Source organism: Kribbella sp. NPDC004536 (assembly GCF_042873835.1).
Classification (GTDB): domain Bacteria; phylum Actinomycetota; class Actinomycetes; order Propionibacteriales; family Kribbellaceae; genus Kribbella.
In genome coordinates this window covers 29371-45121 of record NZ_JBIALY010000003.1, presented here as the reverse complement: position 1 = coordinate 45121, position 15751 = coordinate 29371, and the positions used below count along the sequence as shown (strand labels likewise).

Genomic DNA, 15751 nt, shown 5'->3' with positions numbered 1-15751 from the left:
AACCTCCTCAACCTTTCAGACTTCCGGCGGTCAGGCCGGCCATGATGCTTCTCTGGAACACGAAGAAGACAAGGATTGTGGGCAGGCTGGCGATCACCAAGGAAGCAATGAGTACGTTCTGCGGCAGCTGCGCGGAAAGCGACGCGATGCCCACGCTGATCGACATCTTCTCGGTTTCCGGCAGTACGAGCAGCGGCCAGACGAAGTCCTTCCAGACCGTCACCACCGACAGGATCGACACCACCCCGATGATCGGTCGGGAAACCGGCAGCACGATCGACCACAGGATCCGCAGCGGCGACGCGCCGTCGATTTCCGCGGCTTCCAGCAGTTCCTTCGGGATCGAGTCGAAGAAACGCTTCAGCAGGAAGACGAAGAACCCGTTGGCCGCCGCCGGCAACCAGATCGCCCACGGGGTGTTCAGCAGGTCGGCGTGCAGAATTGGCAGATCCTTCGCGACCAGGTACGTCGGCAGCAGCAACACCATCGGCGGGATCATCAACGTCGCCAGCATCGCGCCCAACACGAGCTTGCCGAGTACCGGTCGCAGCTTCGACAGCGCGTACGCCGCCGTGACGTCGACCGCGAGCGTGAACAACCACGCGCCCCCGGCGTACAGCACCGTGTTCTTCAGGAACACCCCGAGCTGCAGCTGTTCCCATGCGTCGGCGTACACCCGGAAGTGGACCGATTTCGGGAAGAACCTCGGCGGGATCTGCGCGAGCTCGTCCGGTGACTTCAGCGCGCCCGTCACCATCCAGTACAGCGGGAACACGAACGCCCCGGTGAAGCCGATCACCGTGAGCGTGAGGATCGTCCAGTAGACGATCCGGCCGCGCGGGGTGCGCAACGCCAGCGGCGACACGAGGGTTCTCATCGTTCGGCCTCCTCGCGCGAGATCCGCAGGTAGACGGCGGAGAACACGAGCAGCACGACCATCAGCATCAGCCCGAGCGCGGATCCGCCGCCGAAGTCGCCGAAGTTGAACGCGTACTGGTACATCAGGTACGCGACCGTGACGGTGGCGTTCTCCGGCCCGCCGCCGGTCAGCAGGTACGGCTCGACGAAGACCTGCATGGTGGCGACGACCTGCAACAGCAGCATCACCAGCAGGATCAGCTTGGTCTGCGGGATCGTCACATGCCAGACCCGCTTCAGCAGGCCGGCGCCGTCGAGTTCCGCGGACTCGTACAGGTCACCCGGGATGCTCTGCAGCGCGGCGAGGTAGATCAGCGTGCCGGTGCCGAGGTTCATCCAGGTCGACACGATCACCAGGCTGATCAGGGCGGTGTTCGTGGAGTCGAGCCAGCTGAGCGGCGGGAGGTGTACGACGTCGAGCGCCTGGTTGAACAGGCCTGACCCCGGGTCGTAGAACCACTTGAAGAGGAGTACGGCAACCGCCGGCGGGAGCATCACCGGCAGGTAGACCACGAACCGCAGGTACGCCTTCGCGTGCTTCAGTTCGTTGAGTACGACGGCCAGGACGAACGGCACGGCGTACCCGATCACCAACGCCAGCCCGCTGAACGCCGCCGTGTTCAACCACGCGGCCCCGAACGCCGGATCCGCGAACACCGTCCTGAAGTTGTCGAACCCGACCCACTTCCCCGGATCCACAAAGTTGTTCTGCTGAAAACTCAGCACAACCTCCCGAACCATCGGATACCAGGAGAACAAGGCAAAACAGATCAACGCCCCACACAGAAAGCCGTATGCCGTCAGATTCCGCCCAACCGCCCGCCGGAGGGCGCCGTGGTCAGCTCCTGATCGCGGGTCCGTCGCCCCCTGAGCCTGGGGGCGACGGACCTGTTCCTCGGTCACCGTCATTACGTGTTCTTCGCGAGGATCTTGTTGGCCTTGGATTCTGCGTCCGACAGGAGCTTGTTGATGTCGGCGTCCTTGCGGGTGAGGACGGCGGACATGGCTACGTCGAGGACGGCGTACAGTTCCTGCGCCTTCGGAGGTTCGAGTTTGTTGGTGATGGTGCCCTGGGCGGCGACGTACGGCGCGAAGTTGTCCACCGGCACAGTCGCGTACTGCTTCCGCAGCGCGCTGATCTGGTTGCCAGGGGCACTGTTCCCGTACAGGTCCGGGATCGGCAGCCCGACCGGCCGCCCCTGCTCCTTCGACCGCGCGTAGTTGAACTGCCCCTGCCCCGGCGTCAGCTCGTGGAACTGCAACCAAAGCAGTCCCGCCTTGATCTTCTCCGGCGACGCCTTCGGGTTGAACATGTACCCGTCGCCACCACTCAGCGACGACTGCCCGCTCGACTCCGGTACGGCGGTCACGCCGTAGTCCTCGAACTTGCCCTTGAAGTCGTTGTTCACCGACTGCACGACATCGGGCGCCCCGACCATCATGCCGAGCTTGCCGCCGCCCATCATGCGCATCAGGTCCGCCCACTGCAGCAACTGCTTGCTGCCCATGGAGTTGTCGTCCCAGCGCATCTTCTTCAGGTTCTCCAGTACGGCCTTGCCCTGGTCGCTGTTGAACGCCGCGGTCTTCCCGTCGTCACTCACCATCGACCCGCCACGCGCGTACAACTCCGCAGCGAAGTGCCAGCCGCCGGTGTTCCCGGCCGAGTACTCGCCGTACCCGACGTACCCCGGCCCGAGCGCGGCGATCTTCTTCGCGGCCGCCCGTACGTCGTCCCACGTCTTCGGCGGGTTCGCCGGATCGAGACCGGCCTGCGTGAACAGCTTCCGGTTGTAGACCAGCCCCATGTTGTAGTTGTTCCGCGGCAACCCGTACGTCTTGTCGCCGTCCTTGAACACGCCCATCACGTCCGGCCGCAGGTCCTTCACCGCACCGACGCTGCCCATGTACTGGCTGATGTCGGCGGCCTGCTTCTTCTCGATGATCTTCCGTACGTCGGTGTAGTAGACGTAGAAGACGTCCTCCTGCGTCCCGCCGGCCAGCTTGGCCTGGAACGTGTCGGGGTTGATGCAGGGGAAGGCGTCCTTGCCCTGGACCGTGATGTTCGGATGCAGCTTCTGGAACGCGGTGACGTCCGCCTCCCAGGCCTCGCGCTCCTTCGGGTTGCTCTTCGGCGGCTCGCAGCCGACCGTGATCGTGACCGGACCGCCGGCCGTGTCCCCCGCCGGCTTCTTGTCGTCCGTCCCGCAGGACGCGGCCATCAGACCGAGTCCCGTCACCAGCAGCAGGCTGAGCCCGCGGCGCGCTGTGGTCATGTCCACCCTCTCCCTTTCCTGGTGCCGACACCGTAGGGAACTGGACCCATGAACGCAATACTTCGATTTGAGATTGCAAAAACGTGACTTCTCATGGGAGATTGCCAGCCGAAGGGCACACGACAACAGCCGCTGACCGGGTCGGTCAGCGGCTGCTCGGGGGTGGCTTAGATGCGGGCGCGCGCGGTGGAGGCGCGGACGACGAGCTCGGGCTCGAACAGCAGCTCGTCGGCCGGTACGGAGGCACGCTCGATCAGCGCGACCAGCATGTCGACGGCGGCCCGGCCCATCGCGTCGATCGGCTGCCGCACGGTGGTCAGCGGCGGGTCGGTGCAGTTCATCATCGCGGAGTCGTCGTACCCGATCACCGACACCTCGTCGGGCACACTCCGGCCGGCCCGGCGGACCGCGCGGATCGCACCGAGGGCGAGGATGTCGCTGGCGCAGACGATGCCGGTGACGCCGCGGTTCACGAGTTTGGTGGCGGCCGCGTGCCCGCCCTCGAGCGAGAACATCGCGTGCTCGACGAGCTCCGGGTCCGCCTCCTCGGCGGCCAGGAACGCGTCGAGCTTCCGCCGCGACGGGATGTGGTCGCGCGGCCCGAGAACCATGCCGATCCGGCGGTGCCCGAGCGCCCGCAGGTGCCCGATCGCCATCTCCGCGGCGACGTAGTCGTCCGACGAGACCTGCGGGAACCCGAGGTGATCGACCGCGGCGTTCACCAGTACGGCCGGCAGCTTCCGCTCCTGGATCAGCTCGTAGTGCTGGTGCGGCGCGTCCGCCTGCGCGTAGAACCCGCCGGCGAACACCACGCCCGACACCTGCTGCTGCAGGAGCAGGTCGACGTAGTCGGCCTCGGACACGCCGCCGAGGGTCCGGGTGCACAGCAACGAGGTGAAACCTTGCTGCGCGAGCGCACCGCCGACGACCTCGGCGAACGCCGGGAAGATCGGGTTCTGCAACTCCGGCAGCACCAGACCGACCAGCCGGGCCCGGTCGCCGCGCAGCTGGGTCGGCCGCTCGTACCCGAGCACGTCGAGCGCGGTGAGTACGGCTTCGCGGGTCGCCTCGGAGACTCCGGGCTTCCCGTTCAGCACCCGGCTGACGGTGGCTTCACTGACGCCGACCTTCTTGGCCACCTCTGCAAGTCGTCGTGTCATGGCGCAAATCCTACGCCCGATCGCGCAAATTCTTGCACCCACTTGCGTCGGGTCGTTTCGCGGTGCGGATGGACTGCCTGCGAGGTCAGCTTGCTGACAGACTGGTACCCGTGCCTCGATTCGTCGCCACCCGCCCGGACACCGGACTGCTGTCGCTCCCGTGGGACGTCCCGCTGGAGGACTGGCCCGAAGACCAGCTGGTCGCGCTGCCGCGCGGTATCTCGCGGCACGTGGTCCGCTTCGTCCGGGTCAACGGCAGCGTGTACGCGATCAAGGAGGTACTCGAGCACCTGGCGATGCACGAGTACCGCCTGCTCCGCGACCTCGAACGCCTGGAGGCGCCGTCGGTCGAACCTGTCGGCGTGATCACCGACCGGGTGGACCGCGACGGCGAGCCGATCGACTCCATCCTGATCACCCGGCACCTGCAGTTCTCGCTGCCGTACCGGGCGCTGTTCTCCAGCACGTTGCGCCCGGACACGGTCAACCGGCTGATCGACGCACTCGTCGCGCTGATCGTCCGGCTGCACCTGCTCGGGTTCTTCTGGGGCGACTGCTCGCTGTCGAACACGCTGTTCCGGCGCGACGCCGGCGCGTTCGCGGCGTACCTCGTGGACGCCGAGACCGGTGAGCTGCACCAGGACATCTCCGACGGTCAGCGCGCGCACGACCTGTACACGGCGGAGATCAACCTGTTCGGCGAGCTCCTCGACCTGCAGGAAGGCGGGCTGCTCGACGAGTCGATCGACCCGCAGGAGACGGTCGAGTCGATCCAGAAGCGGTACGAGGCGCTGTGGGCCGAGCTGACCGCGCCGGAAGAGTTCGGCGGGGACGAGATGCACCGGCTGGACTCGCGGATCCGGCGGTTGAACGACCTCGGCTTCGACGTCGCCGAGATCGACATCATCACCGACTGGGACGGCAGCCAGGTCCGGATCCAGCCGAAGGTCGTGGACGCCGGCCACCACTCGCGGCGGCTGCTGCGGCTCACCGGACTGGACGTCGAGGAGAACCAGGCGCGCCGGCTGCTCAACGACCTGGACTCGTTCGCCGCGGCCACCGACCAGCAGAACGAGGACGAGGAGATCGTCGCCCACCAGTGGCTGACCGACGTCTTCGAACCCGTCGTCCGCTCGGTCCCGCGGAACCTCAGCCGCAAGCTCGAGCCGGCGGAGATCTTCCACGAGGTCCTCGAACACCGCTGGTTCCTGTCCGAGCAGGCCGGCCACGAGGTCGACACGATGGAGGCGGCCCGCTCATACGTGACCGACGTGCTCGCCGCCAAGCCGGACGAGAAGCTGGCGCTGCCGACCGAACCGCTGCCCGAACTTGACTGACCCTGCAACGTTCCACCCCTCACCGGCGTGATCTGAGTGTGGAAACACCCGACTTCGACGACTGGGTCACCCAACGGGGTGCGGCGTTGCTGCGGTTCGCGTACCTCGTCACGCGCGACCACAGCCGCGCGGAGGAGGCGGTCCAGGACGCGCTGATCGCGGCGTACTCCCGGTGGACGCGGATCTGCCGCACCCACGACCCAGAGGCGTACGTACGCCGCTCGATCGTCAACGCCGACATCTCCCGCTGGCGGCGCTTCTTCCGCCGCGAGACCCCGGCGGCCGACACCGCTCCGGTCGACCCGGCGCCGGATCCCGCCGTCGCGCAGGCGGAACACGACGCCGTATGGGCGCTGTGCGCGACGCTGCCCGCGAAACAACGGGCAGCCGTCGTACTGCGGTACTACGAGGATCTCCCGGACGCGGAGATCGCTGTGATCCTGGAGTGTTCGCCGGCGACGGTCCGGTCGCAGATTCACCGTGCGCTGGCGTCGCTGCGCACCACCCTCGGGACCGAGGAGGTCAAGGGCTGATGGAACGACTCCTCGCCGACAGTCTGGCGAAACACGCGGCGGATGCTCCGACGGACGCTCAGCTCCTGGAACGGGTCCACTCACGGCTGCGCCGGCGGCGGACTCATCGCACGATCGGCGCCGTCGTGGTCGCGGCCGCAGTCATCGCAACGGCGTTCACCGCATCCCATGGGCTCACGTCTCGTCCTCCGGTCTCCCAAGCTCCCGCTCCCGGCTGGCGATGGGAGTCCTTCAAAACAGTGCAGGTGCAGGTCCCGTCCAGTTGGACCCAGTACATCTCCGGTCCGGCGCCTTGTACGACGTTCGCGAACTCGGCCGTGCCCACGATCGGCCGGCTCAACGGGTGGTCGGTCAGCCGCGAGTACACCTGCACGACACCGGTGATCCCGTTGACCCGACGACAGCCGTACCTGTGGTTCGACGACGTCCAAGCGCCGGGGATCAAGCAGTACGACGGCGGCTGGACCGAGGAGACCCGCGTGGTCGGCGGCGTGAAGCTGAGCGTGCTGACCAAGGACGACGCCCTCCGTCGGAAGATCCTCGACTCCGCGCAGCCGATCAACGACACCGACCCCTACGGCTGCACGCCGAAGCAACCCGCACCACAGCCGGCCAGCACGCCGACAGCCCAGATCACCTCCGCCTCCATCTGCGAGTACTGGCAAGGCTCGCTGATCGCCGGCTCGAGCGTCCCGAGCGACAAGGTGCCCGCGCTGTCCGGCCAACTGCTCGCCCCGCCCCAGGTGCGCTCGGGGCCTGGACCCCTGCCGGCCGGGTGCCAGGACCCGGCCGCCCGCACGTACGTCGTCATCCTCCGTGCAGGCGACAGGACCTGGCCGTTCACCGTCTCCTACACGACCTGCGCCCGCCCCTTGCCGCCCGTCCTCCCCCTCATCCAGCTCGGTCCGCACAAACAGTTCCAGCCCGCCGACATGTTCGACCCGGTCAAACGCATCACCCCGTTAGCCCGCTGAGTAGACGCGGACGTAGTCGACGTCGAACGAGTTCGGGAACGGGGTGGTCGCGTCCGGCGGTCCGCCGCGGTCGGAGTTCGCCCAGGTGCCGCTGTTCAGGACGACGTACATCGGCTTGTCCGGCACCTGGGCACCGGTGATGGTCGAGGTCGGTACGCCGTCGACAGTCAACGTGATGTGGCCCGGCTGCCACAGGAGTCCGTACCGATGCCATCCGGTCGTCGGCGCCAGGCCGGTCGCCCAGTGGCTGTCCCATCGGACGTCCGGCCAACTCCCCGACGCCAGCCCGCTGTGCATGCTCTCGATCGAACCGAACCACTCGGCGACGTCGATCTCCGGCGGCCAGCTCCGGTCCTGCGGGATCAGCCAGAACGCCGGCCACAACCCCTTCCCGGCCGGGAACTTCGCGCAGATCTCCCAGTACCCATACCGCTGGAAGAACTTGTCGTGCGAGGAGACGAACCCTTCGGTGTACTGGTACGTCCCGACCGGATCTGTCCCGGTCACCGGCTTGTTGTCGGTCACCAGCCGCAACTTGCCGCCTGAGAGCACCACGTTGTCGTCGACGGCATAACTCCCGTACGACGTGTTGTGGTAATGCCCGCCGGCGCGCCCGGGAAAGTCCATCACCGTGCTCCACGACCGCCGATCCAGCGTGCGCCCACCGAACTCGTCGTGCCAGGCGAGCCGCATCCCGGCCGGCCGTTGCTGACCACCAGCGGCGCACGTCGCTTCGTTTGCCTGCGGCAACTGTCTGTCCGCGGCCTGGGCCGTGCCGGTGAGACAGGTGGCCACGAGCAGGACTGCCATTCCGAGCTTGAGCTTCATCATTTGATCCCGGAGGTGGAGAAGCCGCTGACGAAGCGGCGTTGCATGAACAGGAACAGGACCAGCACGGGGAGCACGTACATGACGGCACCGGCCGCGACGAGGTTGTTCATCGGGAGACCCTTCTCGTTCACGTAGCCGCTGGCCATCGCGACCGCGAGCGTCGTGCTGTCCTGGCTGAGGAACATCGCCGGGCCGACGAAGTCGCCCCACGCGTGTGTGAACGACAGGATGACGCTGGCCGCGATCACCGGCCAGGACTGTGGCAGGAAGATCCGCCAGAAGATCGTGACGTACCCGCAGCCGTCGAGGATCGCCGCCTCTTCCATCTCCCGCGGGATCCCGGCGAAGAACTGCCGGAACAGGAAGATCAGGAACGCACTACCTCCCAGGCCCCACGCGACCCAGGGCCAGTACGTGTTGACCATGTGCACCTTGGCGAAGATCAGGTACGTCGGAACCAGCGTCACGATCCCGGGCAGCATCATCGTCGCCAGCAGCACCACGAACAACTGCTTCTTCCCGGGCGCCGTCAGCCGCGCGAACCCGAACCCGACCCACGCCGAACTCAGCGTCGTCAACGTCGTGCTGATGAAGGCGATGGTCAACGAGTTCTGCGTGGCGCCGATGAAGTTCACCTGCCTGATCGCGTCGGTGTAGTTCGCGAACCGCGGCGCGGACGGCCACCAACTGGGCGGGAACGACGCCATCTCCGCCGGTGACTTCAGCGACGTCGAGACCAGCCAGACGATCGGGCTCAGCATCACCAGGACGACGGCCAGCAGCACGATGTACAGCGCCCACCGGTAGGTCCGTGTCATTTCTTGTCCTCCGGCTCGACGGTGTAGAACACGGTCCGGGCACTCACCTTGATGATCACCAGGGTCACCAGCAGGATCACCGCGAACAGCATCCACAACATCGCCGAGGCGTACCCGAACCGGGAGGCACTGAAGTACTGCGCGAAGACGTGGATCATGTAGAGGTAGTTGCCTTGCGGTACGGTCCCCGCGCCGCTCAGCGAACCGGACGACAGCAGCAACGGCGCGAACGACTGCAACGAGCCGATCATCCCGGTGATGACCTGGAAGAGGATCACCGGCGACAGCAGCGGAACGGTGATCCGCGTGAACGACTGCCAGTACGACGCCCCGTCCACCTGCGCCGCCTCGAGCAGCTCCCGGGGAATGTCCTGCAGGCCGGCGAGCGAGATGATCATCGACCCACCGCAACCCCACAACACGAGTGCGTACAGCACGTAGCGAGCGTTCGGATCGACGAGCCAGGTGATCGGATTGGCGCCGAGCTTGTCGAGGATGCCGTTGGCAGCACCGGCGTCGCGGTCGAAGATCAGCCGGAACGTCAATGCGGCCCCCACCGGCGGAACCACGGCCGGCAGATAGATCAGGCCGCGCAGCAGACCACGGCCCTTGAGCGGCTGGTTCAGCATCACGGCGAGCAGCAGCCCGGCGAGAATCGACAACGGGACGGTCACCAGCGCGAACAGCCCGGTCTTGCCGAGCGAGCTCAACGTCAGCGGATCCTTGAAGATCTCGAGGTAGTTGTCGAACCCGACGAAGTGTGTCCGCGGCGACAGCCCGTCGGAATCGGTCAGGCTCAACCAGAACGCGTACCCCAGCGGGAACACCGTCAGCGCGACGAACCCGATCACCCAGGGCGCGACGAACAGGTAGAAGGTACGCGCGCGCTTCAGGCTGGGCGGCTTCTTCTTCCGGTCCGCCTGCGCCGCGGCGCTCGGCGCCGCCCGGCGCCGTACCTCGGTCAGCGCGGAGCTCACCGCAACCGCTTCTTTCCGTCCGCGAGCTGCGCGTTGATCTGCGAGTTCAGCGTGTCGCCGAACTGCCCGGCGGTCGCCGTGCCCTTGATTGCCTTCGGCAACTCACGGGAGATGATCGCGTTGATCGCGTCCTGCCGCACGTACGGGGTGTACGAGGTGACCGAGAAGTGCTCCTTCTCCGCCATCTGCACGTCGTAGGCCTGCTTCTGGTATGGCAGCTTCTGTGGCATCAGCTTCTGCAGCGACTTGAGCGGTGGAATGCCCCAGCCGCCGGCCGCGCGCGCCTTGGCCGGGTCGCCGGCCAGGTACCACTCCATCACCTTCCAGGCGGCGTCCTTGTTCTTCCCGGCCTTGGGCATCCACAGCCCGGTCGCGCCGAAGCACGGGCTGACCCGGCGAGCGGTGTCGAACTGCGGCGCCGGCGCGAACCCGGCCACCTTCGCGGACTTCGGGTCGCCGGCGAACAGACCGCCGAGCCAGTAGCCGCTCAACGTGGCCGCCATCCGGCCGGCCTGGAAGGTCGGACCGTCCCAGCCGTTCGGGTCAGGGTTCAGCACTGTCGGGCCGATCCCCGCCTTCGCGTAGTCCAGGTACCAGGTCAGGGCGCGCTGTGCCTCCGGGCTGCTGAAGTCGACGGAAGCGAGATCGTCCGACGTCAGCTTGCCGCCGGCCAGGTCGGTCAGCCAGGTCAGCTGCCCGAACAGGCCGAGCCCGTTCGGGTTGAGGCCGTAGACGCTCACCTTGGCGCCCTGCCGTTTCACCAGCCGCTTGCCGTCGTCGAGCAGTTCGTCAAGCAGCAGCGGCGTCGTCGCGCTCGGGTGGGCCACCTTCGACGCGTCGAACAGGGCGCTGTTGTACCAGATCGTGCAGTCCTGCGAGTAGTCCTTCGCGAAGCCGTACCGTGGCCCGCTGCCCTGCTTCGTACCGTCGTAGCGCCAGACGTCGTTCACCGGGTCGATGTCGTCGGCCTTGATCAGCGTGCTGGTCGCGAAGTACGGATCGAGGTTCTCGGCGACCTGCCGGGCGACCAGGTACGGCGTCTCGGTCGCGCCCATGCCGCGGACCACGTCCGGCGGGTTGCCGCTGGCAAGCATCGCGGTCAGCTTGGTGAGGTCGTACTCGACCGTCTTCACGGTCAGGCCGAGCGCCTGGGACGCGGCCTTCGCCTCCTTCGGGCCGAACTCGCCCGACTGGGACATCACCGTGACGACGCCCTTGGCCGACGACCCGGTGCCGGTGGCGGCCGGGGTGTTCGTGGAGGACGCGGGCGAGCAGCCGGCCGCGAGCGCACCGCTCGCCGCGCTGCCGGCAACGGCACCGCCGAGCGCGAGGAACCGGCGGCGGGAGAACCCTGGCTTCGTTGTGGTCATTGCCAACCTCTCAGTCTGAACTCTGTGGGTCGAAGAGCCGGCAGACCGGACCGGAGGAGGGACCGGCCCGGTCTGCGAGCGCTTCGCTGTCGTCTTCGGGGTGGTAGCCCAGCTCGTGCCGGCCGGAGGTGATGTCCCAGTAGTTGCGGGTGTTCGCGGACACGCCGAAGTGCACGCCGAACCGTTCGCGGGCCTGTAGCGCCGCGAGCATCAGGCGGCCCGCGTCGTCGTCGGACAGCCACTGCGCCAGGTAGCGCCGTTCGCTCGGCGCCCAGCCGGTCAGGCCGAAGCGCAGGCAGGTGACAGAGGCCCCAGTGCGGTCGGCATGCGTCCGGCCGAGCGCCTCCAGCACAACCTTGCCCAGACCGTACGGACAGCAGGGACGCGGGTCGAGCCGTGGATCGACCGGCCGGTACTGCGGGCGGTTGTACTCCCCCGAGACGTGCAGGGAACTCGCCAGCACGATCTTCGGCACGGCGTGTGCCGCCGCGGCCTCGAGCACGACCTGGGTCGGCCACACGTTCGCGGCGTAAACGCTGTCCCAGCTCTGCCACGGGCTGCTGTTACCGGCCAGGTGCACCAGCGCGTGCGCACCCGACAGCACTTCGTGGGCCGCCTCGGGATCACCCACGTCCGCCTGGACAAGTTCGTCGACGCCGTCGTGCGGCACTGCTCGATCCACCAGGCGGACGCGGTACTGCTTACGCAGCCAGGGCAGCACCACCGTCGCGACGCGGCCCAGCCCGCCGGTCACCACCACCAGCGGTCTGCTGCCCTGCTGCGCACCGTCCATGTCGGTCATCCGGTCGCCGGGCCCGAGGCGATCCCCGGGGCTGTGACCGGAATTGTTCGAGCAGTTCGGCGTTTGTGTCAAGTCTTCGTACACAGAGTGTCAGTTGAATTGACTCCACTGGGCCGGATCGCGGATACTCGAACACGTGACTGCGAAGGACACCGGATCCCTGCGAGCGCTACGGCGCACCAACTCCGAACGGTTGCTGTCCGCGCTGATGGAGCACGGCGCGCTGCACCGGGCGGAGCTGGCGCGGATCTGTGGCGTCTCGCGGACGACGGTGTCGACGATCGCCGCCGACCTGATCATGGGAAACGTCGTGATCGAGGTGATCGGCGATCAGGTCGCCCGGGCCGGCATCGACGCGTCCGAGGTGGACGGCCGGGCCCGCGGGTTCCTGCAGGCCAACCCGAGCGCCGGCGCCGCGGCGGGCCTCGACTTCACCCTCGAACGCGTCTGGTGCCACGTCACCGACCTGGCCGGCGCGACGCTGGCCAGCGACGGCACGCAGGCTCCTTCCGACACGCCGTGGCAGGAGCGGCTCACGGCCGGGCTCACGCTGCTCGACCGGCTGCTCGACGAAGCCGGTCTCGGCCGCGGCAGCCTGGTCGGCGTCGCGATCGGCGTGCCGGGCCCGATCGACCTGCAGACCGGCGTGGTCGGGCCGTCGTTACCGGGGCAGGCGTGGGCCGGGGTCAACGTCGCGGCCGAGTTCGGCCGGCACCTCGACGTGCCGGTGCTGGTGGAGAACAACACCCGCCTGGAGGCGGTCGCGGAGTTCACCTGGGGCGCGGGACGGGACATCGCGGACGTGCTCTATCTCGGGTTGTCGACCGGGATCGGGTCCGGACTGCTTGTCGACGGCAACCTTCATCACGGCGGCGCGCGCGGTGGCGGCGGCGAGATCGGGCACCTGTCCGCCGATTCGTCCGGCGACCCGTGCCCGTGCGGCAATCGCGGCTGCCTGGTGCAGTACGCATCGCTCCAGGCCGTGCTGGCGAAGCTCGAGCCGGTGCTCGGCGCGGACGCCGGGCTCGACGAGCTGCTCGCGTCCGCGGCCGCCGAGGAGCCCCAGACCTTGCGGGTGCTGCGCGAAGCCGGCGAGCAGACCGGGCGGGTGCTGGCGAACATCTGCAACCTGCTCAACCCGGCCCGGATCATCGTCGGCGGCGAGCTCGCCCGGGCCGGCGACCTGATCCTCGAGCCGATCCGCGCCACCCTCCGCCGGACCGCGATGTCGCTGACCCGGGACGCCGACGTGGTCGCCGCCGAGCTGGACCTCGGCGCCCGCGCCGGGGCGTCCGGCGCCGCCGCGCTGGTCCTCCGCCAGACCGACCAGCTGGTCACCGCCCTGCTCACCTCGTCCGATTCCAAGCCAAGTGAGGCCGTGTGAAGATCGTCGGTTACGAAACGTTCTTGGTGGCGCCGCGGTGGCAGTTCCTGCGGATCGACACCGACGAAGGGATCAGCGGGTGGGGTGAGCCGATCGTCGAAGGGCGAGCGGAGGCCGTGCACGGCGCGCTGACCGCGCTGATGGAGTATCTGGTCGGCCAGGATCCGTTGCGGATCGAGGAGCACTGGCAGGTGATGGCCAAGGGCGGCTTCTACCGTGGCGGTCCGGTGCTCTCCAGCGCGCTGGCCGGGATCGATCAGGCGCTGTGGGACATCAAGGGACGGTTCCACGACGTGCCCGTGCACGAGTTGCTCGGTGGGCCGGTGCGCGACAAGGCTCGGGTCTACACCTGGGTGCACGGCCGGGACAACGCGGAGCTCGTCGACGAGGCACAGGCCAAGGTGGCCAGCGGTTTCACCGCGGTGAAGCTCAACCTGTCCGAGGCGCTGCCGCCGATCCCGTCGCCCGCTCAGCTGCGGGCCGCGGTCAGCCGGGTCGAGGCGCTCCGGGAGGCACTCGGCGACGGGATCGACATCGCCCTGGACTTCCACGGCCGGTTCAGCACGGCAGCCACCCGGCAGATCCTGCCGTTGCTCGAGCCGCTGCTGCCGATGTTCGTCGAGGAACCCGTCACCCCGGAGTACTCCCGCGACCTGCGCCGGATCACCGAGTCGACGAGCATCCCGATCGCGATCGGCGAGCGGCTGTTCTCCCGCTGGGACTTCCGGGACGTACTGCCGACCGGCATCGGCGTCGCGCAGCCGGACATCTCGCACGCGGGCGGCGTCTCAGAGGTGCGCCGGATCGCCGCGCTGGCCGAGACGTACGACGTGAACGTGGCGCCGCACTGCCCACTCGGGCCGATCACGCTGGCCGCCAGCCTGCAGATCGATTTCGCGATCCCGAACTTCCTGATCCAGGAACAGAGCCTCGGCATCGAGTACGGCGGCGGCAACGCGCTGCTCGACTACCTGGTGGACCCGCGGGTGTTCGCCTTCACCGACGGACACGTGCAGCGGCCGACCGGTCCTGGCCTCGGCATCGAGGTCGACGAGGACGCCGTCCGGGCCGCCGCCGCGGACCCGCACCGGTGGCGGTCACCCGTGCTCCGGCACGACGACGGATCGTTCGCCGAATGGTGAACCCGCCGATGGGCTGGAACAGCTGGGACTGTTTCGGCACGACCGTCACCGAGGCCGAGGTGCTGGCCAACGCCCAAGTGATGCACGACCAACTGCTGCCGTACGGGTGGGACACGGTCGTTGTGGACATCGCCTGGTACGACCCGACCGCGCGATCGCACGGCTACAACGAGAACGCCCCAGTCGTGCTGGACGAGTACGGCCGTCAGCTGCCGGCGCCGTCGCGGTTCCCCTCAGCCGACGGCGGCGCCGGCTTCGGCCCGCTGGCCGCGCGGGTGCACGACCTCGGGCTCAAGTTCGGACTGCACATCATGCGCGGGATCCCGCGCCGGGCGGTCGAGCTCGACCTGCCCGTCTTCGGCACCGAGTGGAGGGCGCGCGACGTCGCCGATCCGGACCACGTCTGCGCGTGGAACCCGGACAACCTCGGGCTGAACCACGACCACCCCGGTGCGCAGGCCTACTACGACTCCCAGGTGGCGCAGTTCGCTGCGTGGGGGGTGGATTTCGTCAAGGCCGACGACATGCTCGCGCCGTACCACGACCGTGAGATCGCGGCGTACGCGCGGGCGATCGAGCGCAGCGGGCGCGACATCGTGCTGTCACTGTCGCCGGGCACTCACCTGTCCACACATCACCTGGACCACCTGCGGGCGAACGCCCAGCTGTGGCGGATCTCCGACGATCTGTGGGACCGCTGGGAGGACGTGCACGCACAGTTCGCGCGGCTGGCGCGGTGGGCGTCGTTCCAGCAGGCCGGCGGGTGGGCGGACGCGGACATGCTCCCGCTCGGCCACATCGGCATCCGCGCCGAACGCGGCGACGATCGGGACAGCCGGCTCACTCCTGACGAGCAGAAGACCCTGCTCACGTTGTGGGCGATGGGCCGCTCACCGCTGATGATGGGCGGCGACCTGCCGACCACCTCGCCGCAAACCCTTGCCCTGTTGCAGAATCCGGCCCTGGCCGAGCTGCTCAACACGTCGTACGACGGCCGGGAAATCGTTCGTGAGCCACTCGACGACGGCGAGCTGATCGTCTGGACCGCCCAGGGCGACAACTGCTCGTACGCGGCGCTCTTCTGGACCGGCGCGACGCCGCGCGCGGTGACACTGCCCGCCGAGCTTCCCGCCCCTGCTCGCGACCTGTGGACAGGCAAACCCACAACGGAGCGAACGGACAACGTGCCCGCCCACGGCGTCCGCTGGCTCGAACTCAGCGCACCGATCTGA

The 15751-nt window shown here is 68.1% G+C and carries 15 protein-coding genes; 6 read left to right on the top strand and 9 right to left on the bottom strand.

Translation table 11 applies throughout. The features are described from left to right. Positions 1 to 7: 7 nt before the first annotated feature. The 4 genes from ACFYRU_RS25365 to ACFYRU_RS25350 form a co-directional block, all read right to left on the bottom strand. Positions 8 to 877, bottom strand: a complete 870-nt coding sequence (locus ACFYRU_RS25365) for a carbohydrate ABC transporter permease (protein WP_387663025.1) — start codon at positions 875 to 877, stop codon at positions 8 to 10. Next, the gene (locus tag ACFYRU_RS25360) at positions 874 to 1659 is read right to left on the bottom strand and encodes a carbohydrate ABC transporter permease (protein ID WP_387663024.1); all 786 of its coding nucleotides are present in this window, start codon (positions 1657 to 1659) and stop codon (positions 874 to 876) included. The genes ACFYRU_RS25365 and ACFYRU_RS25360 overlap by 4 nt, the downstream gene beginning before the upstream one ends. Before the next feature lie 167 nt (positions 1660 to 1826). Next, a complete protein-coding gene (locus tag ACFYRU_RS25355; protein WP_387663022.1) occupies positions 1827 to 3191 on the bottom strand; it encodes an ABC transporter substrate-binding protein in 1365 nt (454 codons plus the stop codon). A gap of 167 nt (positions 3192 to 3358) precedes the next feature. Then, positions 3359 to 4351 carry a LacI family DNA-binding transcriptional regulator gene (locus ACFYRU_RS25350; protein ID WP_387663020.1) on the bottom strand — a complete coding sequence of 331 codons (993 nt, stop codon included), beginning with the start codon at positions 4349 to 4351 and terminating at the stop codon, positions 3359 to 3361. 68 nt (positions 4352 to 4419) lie between these two features. Between ACFYRU_RS25350 and ACFYRU_RS25345 the strand changes: the two genes are divergently transcribed. From ACFYRU_RS25345 to ACFYRU_RS25335, 3 genes are read left to right on the top strand one after another with little or no spacing between them, the layout of a single operon-like run. Further along, a complete protein-coding gene (locus tag ACFYRU_RS25345; protein ID WP_387666019.1) occupies positions 4420 to 5688 on the top strand; it encodes a DUF4032 domain-containing protein in 1269 nt (422 codons plus the stop codon). A gap of 38 nt (positions 5689 to 5726) precedes the next feature. Next, positions 5727 to 6221, top strand: a complete 495-nt coding sequence (locus ACFYRU_RS25340; RefSeq protein WP_387663018.1) for a SigE family RNA polymerase sigma factor — start codon at positions 5727 to 5729, stop codon at positions 6219 to 6221. Then, positions 6221 to 7195 (top strand): hypothetical protein, encoded by a 975-nt coding sequence (locus tag ACFYRU_RS25335; protein WP_387663017.1) that lies wholly within the window; start codon positions 6221 to 6223, stop codon positions 7193 to 7195. The genes ACFYRU_RS25340 and ACFYRU_RS25335 overlap by 1 nt, the downstream gene beginning before the upstream one ends. Here the strand turns inward: ACFYRU_RS25335 and ACFYRU_RS25330 are convergent. The 5 genes from ACFYRU_RS25330 to ACFYRU_RS25310 are packed head-to-tail and all read right to left on the bottom strand — an operon-like array spanning position 7184 to position 11993. Continuing rightward, positions 7184 to 8023, bottom strand: coding sequence for a family 16 glycosylhydrolase (locus ACFYRU_RS25330; protein ID WP_387663016.1), 840 nt, complete (start codon positions 8021 to 8023; stop codon positions 7184 to 7186). The two genes, ACFYRU_RS25335 and ACFYRU_RS25330, sit on opposite strands and share 12 nt — an antisense overlap. Continuing rightward, positions 8023 to 8844, bottom strand: coding sequence for a carbohydrate ABC transporter permease (locus tag ACFYRU_RS25325; RefSeq protein ID WP_387663014.1), 822 nt, complete (start codon positions 8842 to 8844; stop codon positions 8023 to 8025). Before ACFYRU_RS25325 ends, ACFYRU_RS25330 begins: the two co-directional genes overlap by 1 nt. Further along, positions 8841 to 9821 (bottom strand): carbohydrate ABC transporter permease, encoded by a 981-nt coding sequence (locus tag ACFYRU_RS25320; RefSeq protein ID WP_387663012.1) that lies wholly within the window; start codon positions 9819 to 9821, stop codon positions 8841 to 8843. Before ACFYRU_RS25320 ends, ACFYRU_RS25325 begins: the two co-directional genes overlap by 4 nt. Next, positions 9818 to 11191, bottom strand: a complete 1374-nt coding sequence (locus ACFYRU_RS25315; protein ID WP_387663011.1) for an extracellular solute-binding protein — start codon at positions 11189 to 11191, stop codon at positions 9818 to 9820. Before ACFYRU_RS25315 ends, ACFYRU_RS25320 begins: the two co-directional genes overlap by 4 nt. Before the next feature lie 10 nt (positions 11192 to 11201). Further along, positions 11202 to 11993, bottom strand: a complete 792-nt coding sequence (locus ACFYRU_RS25310; RefSeq protein ID WP_387663010.1) for an NAD-dependent epimerase/dehydratase family protein — start codon at positions 11991 to 11993, stop codon at positions 11202 to 11204. 136 nt (positions 11994 to 12129) lie between these two features. Here ACFYRU_RS25310 and ACFYRU_RS25305 point away from each other — a divergent pair, with 136 nt between their 5' ends. The 3 genes from ACFYRU_RS25305 to ACFYRU_RS25295 are packed head-to-tail and all read left to right on the top strand — an operon-like array spanning position 12130 to position 15751. Next, positions 12130 to 13377 (top strand): ROK family protein, encoded by a 1248-nt coding sequence (locus ACFYRU_RS25305; RefSeq protein ID WP_387663008.1) that lies wholly within the window; start codon positions 12130 to 12132, stop codon positions 13375 to 13377. Beyond that, positions 13374 to 14519, top strand: coding sequence for a galactonate dehydratase (dgoD, locus tag ACFYRU_RS25300; protein WP_387663007.1), 1146 nt, complete (start codon positions 13374 to 13376; stop codon positions 14517 to 14519). Before ACFYRU_RS25305 ends, dgoD begins: the two co-directional genes overlap by 4 nt. Then, positions 14513 to 15751, top strand: coding sequence for a glycoside hydrolase family 27 protein (locus tag ACFYRU_RS25295; protein ID WP_387663005.1), 1239 nt, complete (start codon positions 14513 to 14515; stop codon positions 15749 to 15751). The genes dgoD and ACFYRU_RS25295 overlap by 7 nt, the downstream gene beginning before the upstream one ends.